This is a genomic window from Amycolatopsis deserti (assembly GCF_014653945.1).
Lineage (GTDB): Bacteria > Actinomycetota > Actinomycetes > Mycobacteriales > Pseudonocardiaceae > Amycolatopsis_E > Amycolatopsis_E deserti.
Genome location: NZ_BNAU01000010.1, coordinates 1 through 15205 on the forward strand (window position 1 = coordinate 1; position 15205 = coordinate 15205).

Here is a 15205-nt window from a genome sequence, read left to right on the forward strand (position 1 = left end):
AGCGCCGATGGTACTGCACCCCCGCGGGTGTGGGAGAGTAGGACACCGCCGAACACAACTTGATACTCGAGGCCCCGGTCGAGAACTTTCACAGTTCTCCCGGGGTCTCGAGCTTTTTGCCCAGCGTTGCCCGGTGCTGCCCGGACGAGCGGGCAGCACCGGGTGATCAAGCCAGCAGAGCCTCCACATCGGCGCGCAACGCGGCCATCGTCGCCGTCGCATCCACTCGCACCTCCGCCAAGCCGGCCCGGTCTGCCACCGGCCGCGTCACCTGCAGGTAGCACTTCAGCTTCGGCTCGGTGCCGGACGGGCGGATCACCACCCGCACCCCGCCGCCGGCGATCCGCAACGCGTCCGTCTCCGGCAGCAGATCTTCCATCTCCACAGCCAACCCGGCCAGCTCGACCGGCGGCGCCTTCCGCAGGCGCGCCATCAACTGCCCACGGACCGACAAATCCGTCACCCGCAACGACACCTGATCCGTCACGTACACCCCGTGAGCGATCGCCAGCCGGTCCAGCTCGTCGAGCAGCGACCGGCCCTCGGCCTTCAGCTTGGCCGCCAGATCACATGCGAGTGTCGCCGCGGCGATGCCGTCTTTGTCCCGCACGAAATCCGGGTTCACACACAGTCCCAGCGCCTCCTCGTAGGCGAACACCAGACCGTCACCGGATCGGGTCAGCCACTTGAACCCGGTCAGGGTCTCCGCGTACCGGGCACCGTGGGCGCGGGCGATGTCGCCCAGCATGGACGCGGACACGATCGTGGTCGCAACCAGCGGGTCCGGGTTGCTGGTCGTGGACAGGACGTACTCGCCCAGCAGGACCCCGGTCTCGTCCCCGCGCAGCATCCGCCATCGCCCGTCGGCGTCCGGGATGCCGACGGCACAACGGTCGGCATCGGGGTCCAGGGCGATGGCGATGTCGGCGTCGACCTCGGCGGCCAGGGCGAGCAGCAGATCGGTCGCGCCCGGCTCCTCCGGGTTGGGGAAGGACACCGTCGGGAAGTTCGCGTCCGGCTCGGACTGCTCGGTCACCAGGTGCACGTCGGTGAACCCGGCCCGGGACAGCGCCTCGCCGAGGACCTCGGCGCCGACGCCGTGCAGCGCCGTCGCGGCGACCCGCAGCTCGCGGTGCGGCGACCGCGGGACCTGCGAAACCCGGTAGAGGTACTCGTCGAGGATGTCCTCCCCGAGCACCGTCGCCCCCGGCTTGCGGGGGACGCTGATCGCGCCGGGCGCGGAAGCGATCGCGGCCTCGATCTCGGCGTCGGCGGGCGGCACGATCTGGATCGCGGTGTCGTCGTAGAGCTTGTAGCCGTTGTCGGCCGGCGGGTTGTGCGACGCGGTGATCTGGATGCCGGCGGCCGCGCCGAGGTGCTTGGTCGCGAACGCCACCAGCGGCGTCGGCAGTGGTCGGGGCAGAACCCGCACGTCGAAGCCGGCCGCGTGGAGCACCTCGGCGGCCGCGGCGGCGAACTCGGCCGAGCCGTGGCGGGCGTCCCGGCCGACGACGACGATCCGGCCGGCGTTGCCGTGCGCGGTCAGCCAGGCCGCCACCCCCGCCGTGGTGCGGACGACGACCGCGGTGTTCATGCCGTTCGGTCCCGCCCGGACGGGACCGCGCAGGCCGGCGGTGCCGAACTCGAGCGGACCGGCCATCCGGTCGGCGAGGTCGTTCAGCGCATCCGGGGCGCCGTTCATCGCGGCGGCGAGCACGGTTTGCAGCTCCTGCCGCGCGACCGGGTCGACGTCGTCGGCGATCCAGCGGAACGCGCGATCCCGGAGTTCCGGGTCGAGCCGGTTCATGCGCGCGCGACGAGCTGACGCAGCAGCGTGCCCATCTTCTCCGCCGACGCGCGTCCGGCCTCCAGGACCTCCTGGTGGCTCAGCGGTTCGCCGGTCATGCCCGCGGCCAGGTTGGTGACCAGGGACAGCCCGAACACCTCGACGCCGGCGGCGCGGGCGGCGATCGCCTCGAGGACGGTCGACATGCCGACCAAGTCGGCGCCGAGGGTGCGCAGCATGCGGATCTCGGCGGGGGTCTCGAAGTGGGGGCCGGGCAGGCCCGCGTAGACGCCCTCGGTCAGGCTCGGGTCGATCTCGCGCGCGAGGTCCCGCAGGCGGTGCGAGTACAGGTCGACCAGGTCGACGAAGTTCGCGCCGGTGATGGGGGAGGTGGCGGTCATGTTGAGGTGGTCGCAGATCAGCACCGGCTGGCCGACCTGGTAGTCGTCGCGCAGCCCGCCCGCGGCGTTGGTGAGCAGGACGGACTTCACGCCCGCAGCGGCCGCGGTGCGCACGTTGTGCACGACGCGGCCCACGCCCTTGCCCTCGTACAGGTGGGTGCGGCCGAGCAGCACGAGGGTGCGCTTGCCGTCGACGTCCACCGAGCGGACGGTGCCGCCATGCCCCACGGCCGTCGGGGTCTCGAAGCCAGGAAGCTCACCGAGCGGGATCTCCGCCTCCGGCTCGCCGATCACGTCCGCCGCGGGACGCCACCCCGAGCCGAGAACCACCGCGATGTCATGCTTGGGGAACCCGGTGCGCTCAGCGATGGTGGCAGCAGCAGCCGACGCCACATCTTGTTCGGTCATGGAGCCATCTTTCCAGCGGCACCCCCGCGCCGTGCAGCAAACCCAAGGACGCTGGGTGGTCATCCCGTCGCCTGACACGTGACGATCACCTTGAGCCAGGGCCGCAACATCCCCGCTGACCGGCGGCCGAGCTACGCAACCTTGCGGCCCTGGCTCAAGGTGATATGCACAAACCGGAAGGCGACGGGATGACCACCCAGCGACCACCTCGACAAGGTGAGACGACAACGGTCCCCGTCATCCCGGAGCCTGCCCGTCCGGCGAGGACATCTTTTGATCTTTAGAAGTGACTTGAGGCAGGCGAAGAGTCCGCCCTGCGGGCGGTGAAAAGAGCGCCTCACGGCGCCGAAAGGTCACCTTACGACCACCCCCGCCCCCGATGCCTGATTGTGTTTCAGTCGCCGAGCAGGCGTGTCAAGGCGGGAAAGAGTACCTTGACACGCCTGATCGGCGACCAAAGATCGGCTGTGGATCGGGGGCGGGGGAGGTCTGGTTGGGGTAGTCGGTCTTCTTGCGCCGCCGGCTTGCGGTTGGTGAGGTGAACTGCGGTCCAGGTTGGTGCCGGGCCACTTCCGTTGCCGACCGCCGCTTTGCTGCCGCCGCCTAGCCCGTCACCTGGAAGGTCGGCAGGATGCGGTCGTAGAGCGCGGTCTTCGCGGTGCCTTCCTGCTCCGTCGGCACCGTCACGCTCACCGCCCACAGGCTCGTTCCCTGCTTGAACACCTTGGCGTACGTCGTGCGGCTGACCGAACCCGCCGGGGCCCGGTCGATCGTCCGGTACATCATCGTCACGCCGTCCTGCTCGGCGAGCTTCGCCTGGCTGACCATCCGGAACTCCCCGGTCGAACGGCTCTTCTCCAGCGCCTTGACGTAATCATCGATGTCGTTGCCCGGGAAGTACTTCGGGAAGTGGTTCACCGCGAGCATCTGCGAACCGTCCGCCGAGACGAACTGCACCAGCGTCGACAGCGGCAGATCGTCCCCGGCCTGGGAGCTCGTGAACCGCGTCCAGTCGGCCGGCACGTCGACCGTGAAGGTGCCGTCCTGGGCGCCCTTCACGCTCGACGCCTCACCGGTCCGGCGCTCGAACACCGTCGGCTGCGGGACGTACGGTCCGGAGGTCTGCTCCCGCGACGGCGGCGCCACCGGCTGCGCACCGATCACCCGCGCCGCCACGAAACCACCGAACGCGGCGCCCAGGAACAGCACGATCGAAGCCACGACCAGCACCACCGTCGCCGCGGTGCTGCGGCCCGCCGGGGCGGGGGCGACCAACGTGCCGACCGCCGGGCGGGGGTCGGCGGGCCGGCCGAACGGTAGCGGCCCGGGATCCGCGGCCAGCTCACCGCTCGCCTCGGGGCGGGACGGCCCGAACGGCAGGGGACCGGGGTCGGCCGCCAGCTCACCGCTCGCCTCGGCCGGGCCGTCGTCCTCGGCGGGGCGAGCCGAGATCTCCCGCGTGTCGGTGGCCTCCTCGCGCTGACCGCTCGCCGCGGCGAACATCTCCGGTCCGAACAGGACCCGCGGCGCCTTCTCCAGGATCGGGTACAGCTGCCGCCGCACCTGGGCCAGCGGCAACCGGTCCCGCGGCTCCTTCGCCATCAACGCGGTGATCAGCGGCGCGAGCGGACCCGGCGACGGGCGCGGCACCTCGCCCTTGACGACCTTCCCGATCGTCTCCAGCGGGTCGCCATCCGCGTCGTACGGCGGGTGGCCTTCCACCGCGCAGAACAGTGTCGCGCCGAGCCCCCACAGGTCGGCGGCGGGGGTGACGGCCTTGCCGGAAGCCACCTCCGGGGCGATGTACGCCGGCGAACCCAGCGTCATCCCGGTCCGGGTCATCGACGCGTCCGACACGTTGCGGGCGATGCCGAAGTCGGTGAGCTTGATCCGCCCGTCCTCCGCGACCAGCACGTTCCCCGGCTTCACGTCACGGTGCGTGATGCCCGCGTTGTGCGCGGCCCCCAGTGCCGCGGCCACCGCGTCACCCACCGCGGCCGCCTGCTCGACCGACAGCGGACCGTGGTCGCGGATCAGCTCGGCGAGGCTGTGCGAGGGCAGCAGTTCCATCACGACGAACGGCTCGCCGTCCTGACGTGCGACGTCGTGCAGGGTGATCACGTTCGGGTGAGACAGCACGGCGATCGCCCGCGCCTCACGCAGCGTCCGCTCCCGCAGCTCGTCGGCTTGGCCCGCGGTGACCCCGGGCGGCAGCAGGATCTCCTTCACCGCGACCGGCCGGTGCAGGAACTCGTCGTAGGCCGACCACACCGTGCCCATCGAGCCGGAGCCCAGCACGGAGCGCAGCCGGTACCGCCCGGCCACCACCCTGGTCTCCTCACTCGAATTCGCCACGGCACCATTGTTGCGGATGCGCGCTCGGTGACCGCGAGCGCTGCCAGCCCGCGAGCAGAGTCACAATCGCGCCCCTTGCCCGCCCCCTACCATCAGACGTATGACTCAGGCTGGGACAACGGCGCCCACCCCGGATTCACCGGACGAGCTGGCCCTCGCCGCCGAATTCGCGACGCCGCGGCGGGAGGACTGGCAACGCCTCGTCGCGGGGGTGCTGACCAAGAGCGGAGTGCTGCCGGAAGGCTTCGACGGCGCCCCGGAAAGCCTCCTGACCAGCAAGACCTACGACGGCATCGAGATCCAGCCGCTCTACACGGCGGACGACGCCGCGCCGCCGGCCGGCTTCCCGGGCCTGCCCCCGTACGTGCGGGGCGCGCGGGCCGAGGGCAGTGTCGGCACCGGCTGGGACGTGCGCGTGCTGCACGGCAGCGCCGACGCGGCCGAGACCAACAAGGCCATCCTCGCCGACCTGGAGAACGGCGCCTCCTCGGTGTGGCTGCGCGTCGGTGGTGACGCACTGCCACTGGCCTCCCTCGCCGACGCGCTCAACGAGGTCTACCTCGACCTCGCGCCGATCGTCCTCGACCCGGGCGCCGACTACGAGGCCGCCGCCGAGGCGCTGCTCGGGCTGCTCGCCGAGAAGAACGTCCCGGACAGCGAGGTCACCGGCACGATCGGCGCCGACCCGATCGCCCTGCGTGCCCGCACCGGCCGCCCGCACGACATCGCCCCTGCCGCCGCACTCGCCGCGCGCCTGTCCGCCAAGCACCCGAAGCTGCGGACGCTGGTGGTCAACGCGCTGCCCTACCACGAGGCCGGTGGCTCCGACGCCCAGGAACTGGGCGCTGCCATCGCCGCCGGGGTGGCCTACCTGCGCGCCCTGACCGACGCCGGGCTGAGCGTGGACGCCGCCGCCGACCAGCTCGAGTTCCGCTTCGCCGCGACCGCCGACCAGTTCCTCACCATCGCCAAGCTGCGTGCCGCCCGCCGCCTGTGGGCGCGCGTGTGCGAGGTGTCCGGCGCGTCCGGCGGGCGCGGGATGCGCCAGCACGCGGTCACCTCGCCAACGATGTTCACCCGCCGCGACCCGTGGGTGAACCTGCTGCGCACCACGGTCGCCTGCTTCGCCGCCGGAGTCGGCGGCGCGGACGCGGTCACCGTCCTGCCGTTCGACTTCGCGATCGGCCTGCCCGACGCGTTCTCCCGCCGGATCGCCCGCAACACCCAGTCGATCCTGCTCGAAGAGTCCAAGCTGTCCGGCGTGATCGACCCGGCCGGTGGCTCCTGGTACGTCGAGAACCTCACCGACGCGCTGGCGAACGCGGCCTGGCGCGAGTTCACCGAGATCGAGCGCCAGGGCGGCATCGAGGCGGTGCTCGACTCCGGCGCTCTCGCCGCGCGGCTCGCGGAGACCTGGGAGGCGCGGCAGAAGCGCCTGGCCACTCGCAAGGACCCGATCACCGGCGTCAGCGAGTTCCCGGACCTGCACGAGAAACCGGTCGAGCGCACCCCGGCGCCGTCCGTTGTGGACGAAGGCGGGCTGCCCCGCGTGCGGTACGCGCAGGCCTACGAGGAGCTGCGCGACCGCTCCGACGCGCACCTCGCCGAGACCGGTGAGCGGCCGAAGGTCTTCCTCGCCACTCTCGGCCCGATCGCCGCGCACACCGCCCGCGCGACCTTCGCAGCCAACCTCCTCCAGGCCGGTGGTATCGAACCGCTCAACCCGGGCGCGGTCCAGGACGTCGTGGCTTCCTTCCGGGAGAGCGGCGCGAAGGTCGCCTGCCTGTGCGGCACCGACAAGCTCTACGCCGAGCACGCCGCGGAGACCGCGAAGAAGCTCAAGGAGGCCGGCGCGGTTCGCGTGCTGCTGGCCGGGAAACCGGAGTACCCGGACGTCGACGCCTACGTCCACGCCGGCTGCGACGCGCTCGCCGCGTTGACCAGCATCCTCGACACGCTGGGAGTGAAGTGATGGCCATCCCGGACTTCTCCGACGTCGAGCTCGGCATCCCGGACCCGGGCAGCCAGAGCGACTGGGCCGAGGCGCTGCACTCGAGCACCGGCAAGGGCGCCGACGCCCTGACCTGGGAAACCCCCGAGGGCATCGGCATCAAACCGCTCTACACCGCCGAGGACACCGCGGGCCTGGACTTCCTGCGCACGTACCCGGGCATCGCGCCGTTCCTGCGCGGCCCGTACCCGACGATGTACGTCAACCAGCCGTGGACGATCCGCCAGTACGCCGGGTTCTCCACCGCCGCCGAGTCCAACGCCTTCTACCGGCGCAACCTCGCGGCCGGGCAGAAGGGCCTGTCGGTCGCGTTCGACCTGGCCACCCACCGCGGCTACGACTCCGACCACCCGCGCGTGGCCGGTGACGTCGGCATGGCGGGCGTGGCGATCGACTCGATCTACGACATGCGCCAGCTGTTCGACGGAATCCCGCTGGACAAGATGAGCGTGTCGATGACCATGAACGGCGCGGTGCTGCCCGTCATGGCGCTCTACATCGTGGCGGCCGAGGAGCAGGGTGTCGCTCCCGAGCAGCTGGCCGGGACCATCCAGAACGACATCCTCAAGGAGTTCATGGTCCGCAACACCTACATCTACCCGCCGCAGCCGTCGATGCGGATCATCTCCGACATCTTCGCCTACACCTCGCAGCGGATGCCGCGGTTCAACTCGATCTCCATCTCCGGCTACCACATGCAGGAGGCCGGGGCGACCGCCGATCTGGAGCTGGCCTACACGCTGGCCGACGGCGTCGAGTACATCCGCGCCGGGCTGGACGCGGGCCTGGAGGTCGACAAGTTCGCGCCGCGCCTGTCGTTCTTCTGGGCGATCGGCATGAACTTCTTCATGGAGGTCGCCAAGCTGCGGGCGGCCCGGCTGCTGTGGGCGAAGCTGGTCAAGCAGTTCTCCCCGAAGTCGGAGAAGTCGCTGTCGCTGCGGACGCATTCGCAGACGTCCGGCTGGTCGCTGACCGCGCAGGACGTGTTCAACAACGTCATCCGCACCTGCGTCGAGGCGATGGCCGCGACCCAGGGGCACACGCAGTCGCTGCACACCAACGCCCTCGACGAGGCGCTCGCCCTGCCCACCGACTTCTCCGCGCGCATCGCCCGCAACACCCAGCTGCTGCTGCAGCAGGAGTCCGGCACCACGCGGGTGATCGACCCGTGGGGCGGCAGCGCGTTCGTCGAGAAGCTGACCTACGATCTCGCGCGCAAGGCGTGGGGCCACATCAGCGAGGTCGAGTCGGCGGGCGGCATGGCCCGCGCGATCGACGCCGGCATCCCGAAGCTGCGCATCGAGGAGGCCGCGGCCCGCACCCAGGCGCGGATCGACTCCGGCCGCCAGCCGGTCATCGGCGTGAACAAGTACCAGGTGGTCGATGACCAGCAGATCGACGTGCTCAAGGTCGACAACGCCGGGGTGCGCGCCCAGCAGCTGGAGAAGCTGCGGCGGCTGCGCGAGGAGCGCGACGAGGACGCCACGCAGGACGCGCTGCGCCGGCTGACCGCGGCCGCCGAGTCGGAAGGCAACCTGCTGGAGCTGGCCGTGGACGCGGCCCGCGCGAAGGCGACGGTCGGGGAGATCTCCGACGCGCTGGAGAAGGTGTGGGGCCGCCACTCCGGGCAGATTCGTACGATCTCCGGCGTGTACCGCGACGAGGTCGGGAAATCCGGGAACGTGGAGAAGGCACGCGCGCGGGTCGAGGCGTTCGCCGAGGCCGAGGGGCGCCGTCCGCGCATCCTGGTCGCCAAGATGGGCCAGGACGGGCACGACCGCGGCCAGAAGGTGATCGCCACGGCGTTCGCCGACCTCGGCTTCGACGTCGACGTGGGGCCGCTGTTCTCCACCCCGGCCGAGGTCGCGCGCCAGGCGATCGAGGCGGACGTGCACGTCGTCGGGGTGTCCTCGCTGGCCGCCGGTCACCTGTCGCTGGTGCCCGCGCTGCGCGAGGAGCTGGCTCAGTTGGGCCGCGAGGACATCATGATCGTGTGCGGCGGCGTCATCCCGCCGCAGGACTACGACGAGCTGCGCGCGGCTGGGGCGTCGGCGATCTTCGGGCCGGGCACGGTCATCGCGGACGCCGCGCTGGACCTGCTCGACCAGCTCGAGCAGCGGGAGTCCTGAGCCCTTGCCGCGCAAGATCGACGTCGGTGCCTACGCCAAGGGCGTCCTCGCGGGCGACCGCGGCACGCTGTCCCGGGCGATCACGCTGGTCGAGTCCCAGCGGCCGGACCACCGGCAGCAGGCCCAGGAGCTGCTGGTCGAGCTGCTGCCGCACGCCGGCGGCGCGCGGCGGGTCGGGATCACCGGCGTGCCCGGCGTCGGCAAGTCGACCTTCATCGACCAGCTCGGCACCGACCTGACCGAGTCCGGGCACCGGGTCGCGGTGCTGGCCGTGGACCCGTCGTCGACCCGGACCGGTGGCAGCATCCTCGGCGACAAGACCCGCATGGCGCGGCTGGCGAACGACCCGGCCGCGTTCATCCGCCCCTCGCCGACGTCCGGCACGCTCGGCGGCGTCGCCCGCGCGACCCGCGAGACGATCGTGCTGATGGAGGCCGCCGGGTACGACGTCGTGCTGGTCGAGACCGTCGGCGTCGGGCAGTCCGAGGTGACGGTCGCCAACATGGTCGACTGCTTCCTGTTCCTGACGCTGGCCCGCACCGGCGACCAGCTGCAGGGCATCAAGAAGGGCGTGCTCGAGCTGGCCGACGTGATCGCGGTGAACAAGGCCGACGGCGAGCACGAGCGCGACGCCAAACGGGCCGCGCGGGAGCTGGCCGGCGCGCTGCGGATGATCTACGGGCCGGACGCCGCGTGGACCCCGCCGGTGCTGACCTGCAGCGGGCTCAACGACATCGGCCTGGACACCGTGTGGCAGCAGATCGAACGCCACCGCGAGACGCTCCAGGTCTCCGGTGAGCTGGACCGCAAGCGCAAGCAGCAGCAGGTCGACTGGACCTGGGCGATGGTGCGCGAGCAGCTGCAGGCCCGCCTCGACGAGCACCCGGGCGTGAAAGCGCTGGTGCCCGAGGTCGAGGAGGACGTCCGCGAGGGCAGGCTCACCGCGACGCTGGCCGCGCAGCGGATCCTGGACGCGTTCTCCCTGTGAGTGTCTTCCTTGTTGATGGGTAACCGAACCGGCACACTGGGCTCCATGGTCAAGGTGCGTGCCGTGCTGGCGGGTCTGATGCTGACGACGATGGTCGCGTTCGCCGTGCCCGCCGCGCCCGCGCTCGCCGCCCCGGTGTCCGTGCACGTCGCCGCCGCCGACGTGGTGGCGCAGCAGACCACCGATCCGGGCCCGCGCATCAACCCCGAGGACAACAGCAAGGCCAACCAGGAGAAGACGAAGAGCAAGATCGTCGTCGGGGTGCTCGCCGTGGTGCTCGCCGGCATCGTCCTGTGGGGACGGAGCGTGCGGCGGAAGAAGCGCAAGGCGTCCAGCTGAGCCGCGCCCGGCGTATTCGGTTACGCCGTATTCCGTAGTGCCGCTCGCCGCAGATCCACTACCGGCCGTCGCCCAGAGTGAGATCTGGTTCGAGGATTGCTCCTTGCATGGTGCAGGATTGCGTCAAATGGGTTACGTAGTTCTCGGTGTGTATGGAGGTGCGGCGTGACCGTGCTGGACTCCCGCCCGGAGGTGCCCGGCGATCACGGTGGTCGCCCTACCTCATTCGAGGCGCCGGACGCGCTGATCACGGCGGATGGCGTCAGCATGGCTCCCGTGACCGATCTCGGTGCGGGCCGGGGCCCCTTCTGGCTGGACGAGTGGCTCGAGCGCGGCGGAACCGACCTGGTCGCCTGGCGCCGTCACATCCACGCCCACCCCGAGCTGGCGCGTCACGAGTTCGCGACCACCGAACTGATCACGGACATCCTGCGCTCGGCCGGGTTGAACCCGGAGGTCCTGCCCGGCGGCACCGGCGTGGTGTGCGACGTCGGATCGGGTGAGCGCTGCGTCGCCCTGCGGGCCGACATCGACGCGCTGCCGCTCACCGAGGCGACCGGCCTGCCCTACTCGTCGACGGTGGAGGGCGCCGCGCACGCCTGCGGGCACGACGCGCACACCGCGATCCTGCTGGGCGTGGCGAAGGCCCTGGCGTCGGCACCCGAGCTGCCCGGCCGCGTGCGGCTGATCTTCCAGCCCGCCGAGGAGGTCATGCCCGGCGGCGCGCTCGACGTGATCACCGCGGGCGGGCTGGACGGCGTCGACCGGATCTTCGGCCTGCACTGCGACCCGCGGGTCGAGGTGGGCAAGATCGGCACCCGCGTCGGCGCGCTGACCTCGGCGGCCGACCTCATCGAGCTGCGGCTGACCTCGCCCGGCGGGCACACGTCCCGGCCGCACCTGACCGCCGACCTGGTGCACGCCCTGGGTGTCGCCATCACGTCGCTGCCGTCGCTGCTGTCCCGGCGCGTCGACCCGCGGTCCGGCACCGTGCTGGTGTGGGGCGCGGTGCACGCCGGGCAGGCCGCCAACGCGGTGCCCGAGGAGGGCGTGCTGCGCGGCACGCTGCGGACGGCGGACCACGAGGTGTGGAAGTCGCTGGAGCCGCTCGTCAGGTCGTCGGTGGACTCGCTGCTGACGCCCTACGGGGTCGGTTTCGAGCTGGACTACCGCCGCGGGGTGCCACCGGTCGTCGGCGACGAGGATTCCACGTCGCTGCTGCGCGCCGGGATCGAGGCCGCCCTCGGTGACGATGCGGTGACCGGTACGGAACAGTCGTCGGGCGGCGAGGACTTCGCGTGGTACCTGGAGCACGTGCCGGGTGCCTTCTGCCGCCTCGGGGTGTGGTCGGGCGAGGGCGACCAGCGCGACCTGCACCGGCCCACCTTCGAACTGGACGAGCGCGCGCTGCACGTCGGCGTCCGCGTCCTGGTCCACACCGCGCTGGCCGCCCTGGCCTGAGCATTCGTGCGCGCGGGTTCTGCGCGCGAGTTATCCACAGGGGCGGAAGTTATCCACAGATTCTGTGGGCTGCGCCTGTGTCGGTACTTTCCGCGACACGGCCTGAACAGGTCCTCGGCGGTTTACCGGTGCCCGTGCAGCAGCATTCGATCATCGATCTCGCCGGGCGTGAGCTGTACCGGCTGGACTTCGCCCGGCCGGAGCCGCGCGGGGCCGTCGCCTCGTGAGGAGGGTCAGGACGTGATGCCGCGGCAGGGGCGCGTGCGCAGGTCGTCCACGTAGTCCGTGGGCGCGCCGGCCGCCTCGGCGGCGTCGGCCAGCACACCCAGGTACCGGGCCGACGGCAGCCCGCCCTCGTAGGCGTCCAGCACGTACAACCAGGCCAGCGCGGAGCCGTCCATCGTCTGCACGCGGAGCCGGATCTTGTTGTGCATGCCCAGCTCGCCGCCTTCCCAGCTGTCCAGCCGGGCCTCGTCCAGCGGCGTCACGTCGTACAGCACCACGAAGACCCGGGAGCCCGGGTCTTCGACGATGGTCGCCAGCGCGCCCTCCCAGCCGAGGTCCTCGCCCCCGAAGGTCAGCCGCCAGCCCTCCAGCCAGCCGGTGCCGGCCATGGGCGAATGCGGCGCCCGCTCCATCATCTGATTCGGATCCATGTTGGACCCGTAGGCGGCATACAACGGCACGCGCACAGCCTAGCCGCCCATCGCTCACCCGACCGGACGTACTCCAGGTGTCGCGGCCTAAGGTTGTGGATGAGGCGCGCGTAAGGAGGAGGAGACCACGTGACCAGGATCGTGATCATGGGCGGCGGACCGGCGGGCTACGAGGCGGCGCTGGTGGCCGCACAGCACGGCGCCGACGTCACGATCGTCGAGAAGGACGGGCTCGGCGGCGCGTGCGTGCTCTACGACTGCGTCCCGTCGAAGACGTTCATCGCCTCCTCCGGCGCCCGCGCCAACATGCACGGCCTCGGTGAGCTGGGGATCATCACCGACATGGCCGACACCAGCGTCGACCTGCGCACCGTGCACGGCCGGGTGAAGGGCCTCGCGCTCGCCCAGTCGGCCGACATCCGCGCCCGCGTCCAGCGCGAAGGTGTGAAAGTCCTCACCGGCGAGGGCCGGTTCGACGACGACGAGCCCGGCCTGGCCACGCACAAGGTCCGCGTCACGAAGGCCACCGGCGACGTCGACGTGCTCGACGCCGACGTCGTCCTGATCGCCACCGGCGCCACCCCGCGCGTGCTGCCCGGCGCGGTCCCGGACGGCGAGCGCATCCTCGACTGGCGCCAGCTCTACGACCTCAAGGAGCTGCCCGAGCACCTGGTCGTGGTCGGGTCCGGCGTCACCGGCGCCGAGTTCGCCTCCGCCTACACCGAGATGGGCGTCAAGGTCACGCTCGTGTCCAGCCGCGACCGCGTCCTGCCGCACGAGGACGCCGACGCCGCCGCCGTGCTGGAGGAGGTGTTCGCCCAGCGCGGCAACACCGTCGTCAAGCACGCGCGCGCCGAGCGGGTCGAGCGCACCGAGAAGGGCGTCGAGGTCCACCTGCAGGACGGCCGCGTCATCGAGGGCACCCACGCGCTGATGACCGTCGGCTCGGTCCCCAACACCAAGGACATCGGGCTGGAGCGGGTCGGCATCGAGCCGGGCCCCGGCGGGTTCATCACGGTCGACCGCGTCTCCCGCACGACCGTCCCCGGCATCTACGCGGCAGGCGACTGCACCGGCGTGCTGATGCTCGCGTCGGTGGCCAGCATGCAGGGCCGGATCGCGATGTGGCACGCGCTCGGCGAGGGCGTCGCGCCGATCAAGCTGAAGACGGTCGCCGCGAACGTGTTCACCCACCCGGAGATCGCGACCGTCGGCATCAGCCAGAGCGCGATCGACTCCGGCGAGGTCCCGGCCCGCACGATCATGCTGCCGCTGGCGACCAACGCGCGGGCCAAGATGGAGGGTCTGCGCCGCGGTTTCGTGAAGCTGTTCTGCCGCCCGGCGACCGGGGTGATCGTCGGCGGCGTGGTCGTGGCGCCGACGGCGAGCGAGCTGATCCTGCCGATCGCGCTGGCGGTGCAGAACCAGCTGACGGTCGACCACCTGGCGCTCACGTTCGCGGTGTACCCGTCGCTGTCCGGCTCGATCACCGAGGCCGCGCGGCAGCTGATGCGGCACGACGACCTGGACTGACGTCACGGTTGGGTGTCGGGGGCCAACCCCGGCACGGTGCGGCGCGCCTTTAAGGCCATCAGCTCTACCGCCGTGAGGCCGCCATGAGAACAACCGCCATCGCCGCCGCCCTGCTCGCGACCCTGGTCGCCGCCACGCCGGCGTTCGCGCAGACCACCACCGAACCCACCTCGCCGGACGAGACCACCTCGTCGCCGGAACCGCTGCCGGTGTGGCTGAAGCTGTCCGCCTACAGCGGGCACCCCGGCGAGAAGGTCTCGGTCGCCGCCGCGTGCGGCGACGAGGCCAGCCCACTCACCACGCGAGCCTTGCGGGTGACCCAGCCGCTTGAGGCGAATCCGGAGGGTCACCAGCCGTGGGCGTTGTTCGCCGAAACGGTGATCCGCGACGTGCCAGAAGGCTCCTATCCGGTGTCGTTCCACTGCGGTGGGGATCCGGTGACCGTCTACTTCACCGTGCTCCACCGGGACTCCTCGCCTGCACCGAGCTCAGGGCAGTCGAAGAAGGCGCCGGGGCCGGGCCAGACGCGGGTCGTGCCGCAGGGCGCGCCGCAGACCGGTGACGGGTCGCTGGCGCCGTGATCCGCGCGGCGATCGCCGTGGTGCTGGGCCTGCTCCTGCTGAGCGGTTGTGCCGCTGCGCCGGAGCAGACGCCCGCGGCTACTGTGCCCGCTGCCGTGGAGATCCCGGCGATCGGCGCCCGGTCGAGCCTGGTTCCCTTGGGGCTCAACGAAGACGGGACCGTGGAGGTGCCGCCGGTGGCCACGCCCGGGCAGGCCGGCTGGTACTCGCTCGGTCCGGCGCCGGGGGAGCGCGGGCCGGCGGTGATCCTGGGGCACGTCGACGGCAACCGGCAGCAGGGGATCTTCTCCCGGTTGCACGAACTCGCGCCCGGCGACCGGGTTTCGGTGTCCCATGTGGACGGTTCCCGGTCCGGGTTCGTGGTGACCAGGGTGGTGCGCGTGCCGAAGGGGGAATTCCCGACCGCCGAGGTCTACGGCGACACGGCAGGGCCGGAGCTGCGGCTCATCACGTGCGGCGGCGTGTTCGACCGGGCCGCGCGGAGCTACCGCGACAACATCATCGTGTTCGCCGTTCTCGCGTGAGCCCGTTTTTGTCGGGGGTGGGTGCCACACTGT

At 71.4% G+C, this 15205-nt stretch carries 12 protein-coding genes; 8 read left to right on the plus strand and 4 right to left on the minus strand.

What is annotated here, in order from left to right; translation table 11 throughout:
- Nucleotides 1–166: 166 nt before the first annotated feature.
- From IE290_RS32395 to IE290_RS32405, 3 genes are all read right to left on the minus strand, one after another.
- Entirely contained in the window at nt 167–1807 is a 1641-nt protein-coding gene (locus IE290_RS32395; RefSeq protein ID WP_191248552.1) for a phospho-sugar mutase, read from the minus strand.
- Entirely contained in the window at nt 1804–2595 is a 792-nt protein-coding gene (locus IE290_RS32400; RefSeq protein ID WP_191248553.1) for a purine-nucleoside phosphorylase, read from the minus strand. The genes IE290_RS32395 and IE290_RS32400 overlap by 4 nt, the downstream gene beginning before the upstream one ends.
- A gap of 603 nt (nt 2596–3198) precedes the next feature.
- Nucleotides 3199–4923 (minus strand): serine/threonine-protein kinase, encoded by a 1725-nt coding sequence (locus IE290_RS32405; RefSeq protein WP_191248747.1) that lies wholly within the window; start codon nt 4921–4923, stop codon nt 3199–3201.
- 127 nt (nt 4924–5050) lie between these two features.
- Between IE290_RS32405 and IE290_RS32410 the strand changes: the two genes are divergently transcribed.
- From IE290_RS32410 to IE290_RS32430, 5 genes are all read left to right on the plus strand, one after another.
- Nucleotides 5051–6922 (plus strand): methylmalonyl-CoA mutase family protein, encoded by a 1872-nt coding sequence (locus IE290_RS32410; protein ID WP_191248554.1) that lies wholly within the window; start codon nt 5051–5053, stop codon nt 6920–6922.
- Nucleotides 6922–9090, plus strand: coding sequence for a methylmalonyl-CoA mutase (scpA, locus tag IE290_RS32415; protein ID WP_191248555.1), 2169 nt, complete (start codon nt 6922–6924; stop codon nt 9088–9090). Before IE290_RS32410 ends, scpA begins: the two co-directional genes overlap by 1 nt.
- 4 nt (nt 9091–9094) lie before the next feature.
- Entirely contained in the window at nt 9095–10078 is a 984-nt protein-coding gene (gene meaB / locus IE290_RS32420) for a methylmalonyl Co-A mutase-associated GTPase MeaB (RefSeq protein WP_191248556.1), read from the plus strand.
- Between the two features lie 45 nt (nt 10079–10123).
- Nucleotides 10124–10417, plus strand: a complete 294-nt coding sequence (locus IE290_RS32425) for a hypothetical protein (protein WP_191248557.1) — start codon at nt 10124–10126, stop codon at nt 10415–10417.
- A 165-nt stretch (nt 10418–10582) separates the two neighbouring features.
- On the plus strand, nt 10583–11878 hold the full coding sequence (locus IE290_RS32430; RefSeq protein ID WP_191248558.1) for a M20 family metallopeptidase: 1296 nt from the start codon (nt 10583–10585) through the stop codon (nt 11876–11878).
- 233 nt (nt 11879–12111) lie between these two features.
- Here IE290_RS32430 and IE290_RS32435 read toward each other — a convergent pair whose 3' ends face one another.
- On the minus strand, nt 12112–12564 hold the full coding sequence (locus IE290_RS32435; protein WP_039792089.1) for a gamma-glutamylcyclotransferase family protein: 453 nt from the start codon (nt 12562–12564) through the stop codon (nt 12112–12114).
- 99 nt (nt 12565–12663) lie between these two features.
- On the opposite strand from IE290_RS32435, the gene IE290_RS32440 reads away from it, so the two are divergent.
- The 3 genes from IE290_RS32440 to IE290_RS32450 all read left to right on the plus strand — a co-directional run bounded on the left by IE290_RS32440 (nt 12664) and on the right by IE290_RS32450 (nt 15172).
- Complete coding sequence (locus tag IE290_RS32440) at nt 12664–14067, plus strand: NAD(P)H-quinone dehydrogenase (protein ID WP_191248559.1); 1404 nt, start codon at nt 12664–12666, stop codon at nt 14065–14067.
- Nucleotides 14068–14150: 83 nt separating this feature from the next.
- Nucleotides 14151–14648 (plus strand): hypothetical protein, encoded by a 498-nt coding sequence (locus IE290_RS32445; RefSeq protein WP_191248560.1) that lies wholly within the window; start codon nt 14151–14153, stop codon nt 14646–14648.
- The gene (locus tag IE290_RS32450; protein WP_191248561.1) at nt 14645–15172 is read left to right on the plus strand and encodes a class F sortase; all 528 of its coding nucleotides are present in this window, start codon (nt 14645–14647) and stop codon (nt 15170–15172) included. The genes IE290_RS32445 and IE290_RS32450 overlap by 4 nt, the downstream gene beginning before the upstream one ends.
- Nucleotides 15173–15205 lie beyond the last annotated feature (33 nt).

Coding starts and splice junctions, on each gene's coding strand:
- IE290_RS32395 (WP_191248552.1), bottom strand. CDS start 1,807: ATGAACCGGCTCGACCCGGAACTCCGGGATCGCGCGTTCCGCTGGATC.
- IE290_RS32400 (WP_191248553.1), bottom strand. CDS start 2,595: ATGACCGAACAAGATGTGGCGTCGGCTGCTGCTGCCACCATCGCTGAG.
- scpA (WP_191248555.1), top strand. CDS start 6,922: ATGGCCATCCCGGACTTCTCCGACGTCGAGCTCGGCATCCCGGACCCG.
- IE290_RS32425 (WP_191248557.1), top strand. CDS start 10,124: ATGGTCAAGGTGCGTGCCGTGCTGGCGGGTCTGATGCTGACGACGATG.
- IE290_RS32410 (WP_191248554.1), top strand. CDS start 5,051: ATGACTCAGGCTGGGACAACGGCGCCCACCCCGGATTCACCGGACGAG.
- IE290_RS32445 (WP_191248560.1), top strand. CDS start 14,151: ATGAGAACAACCGCCATCGCCGCCGCCCTGCTCGCGACCCTGGTCGCC.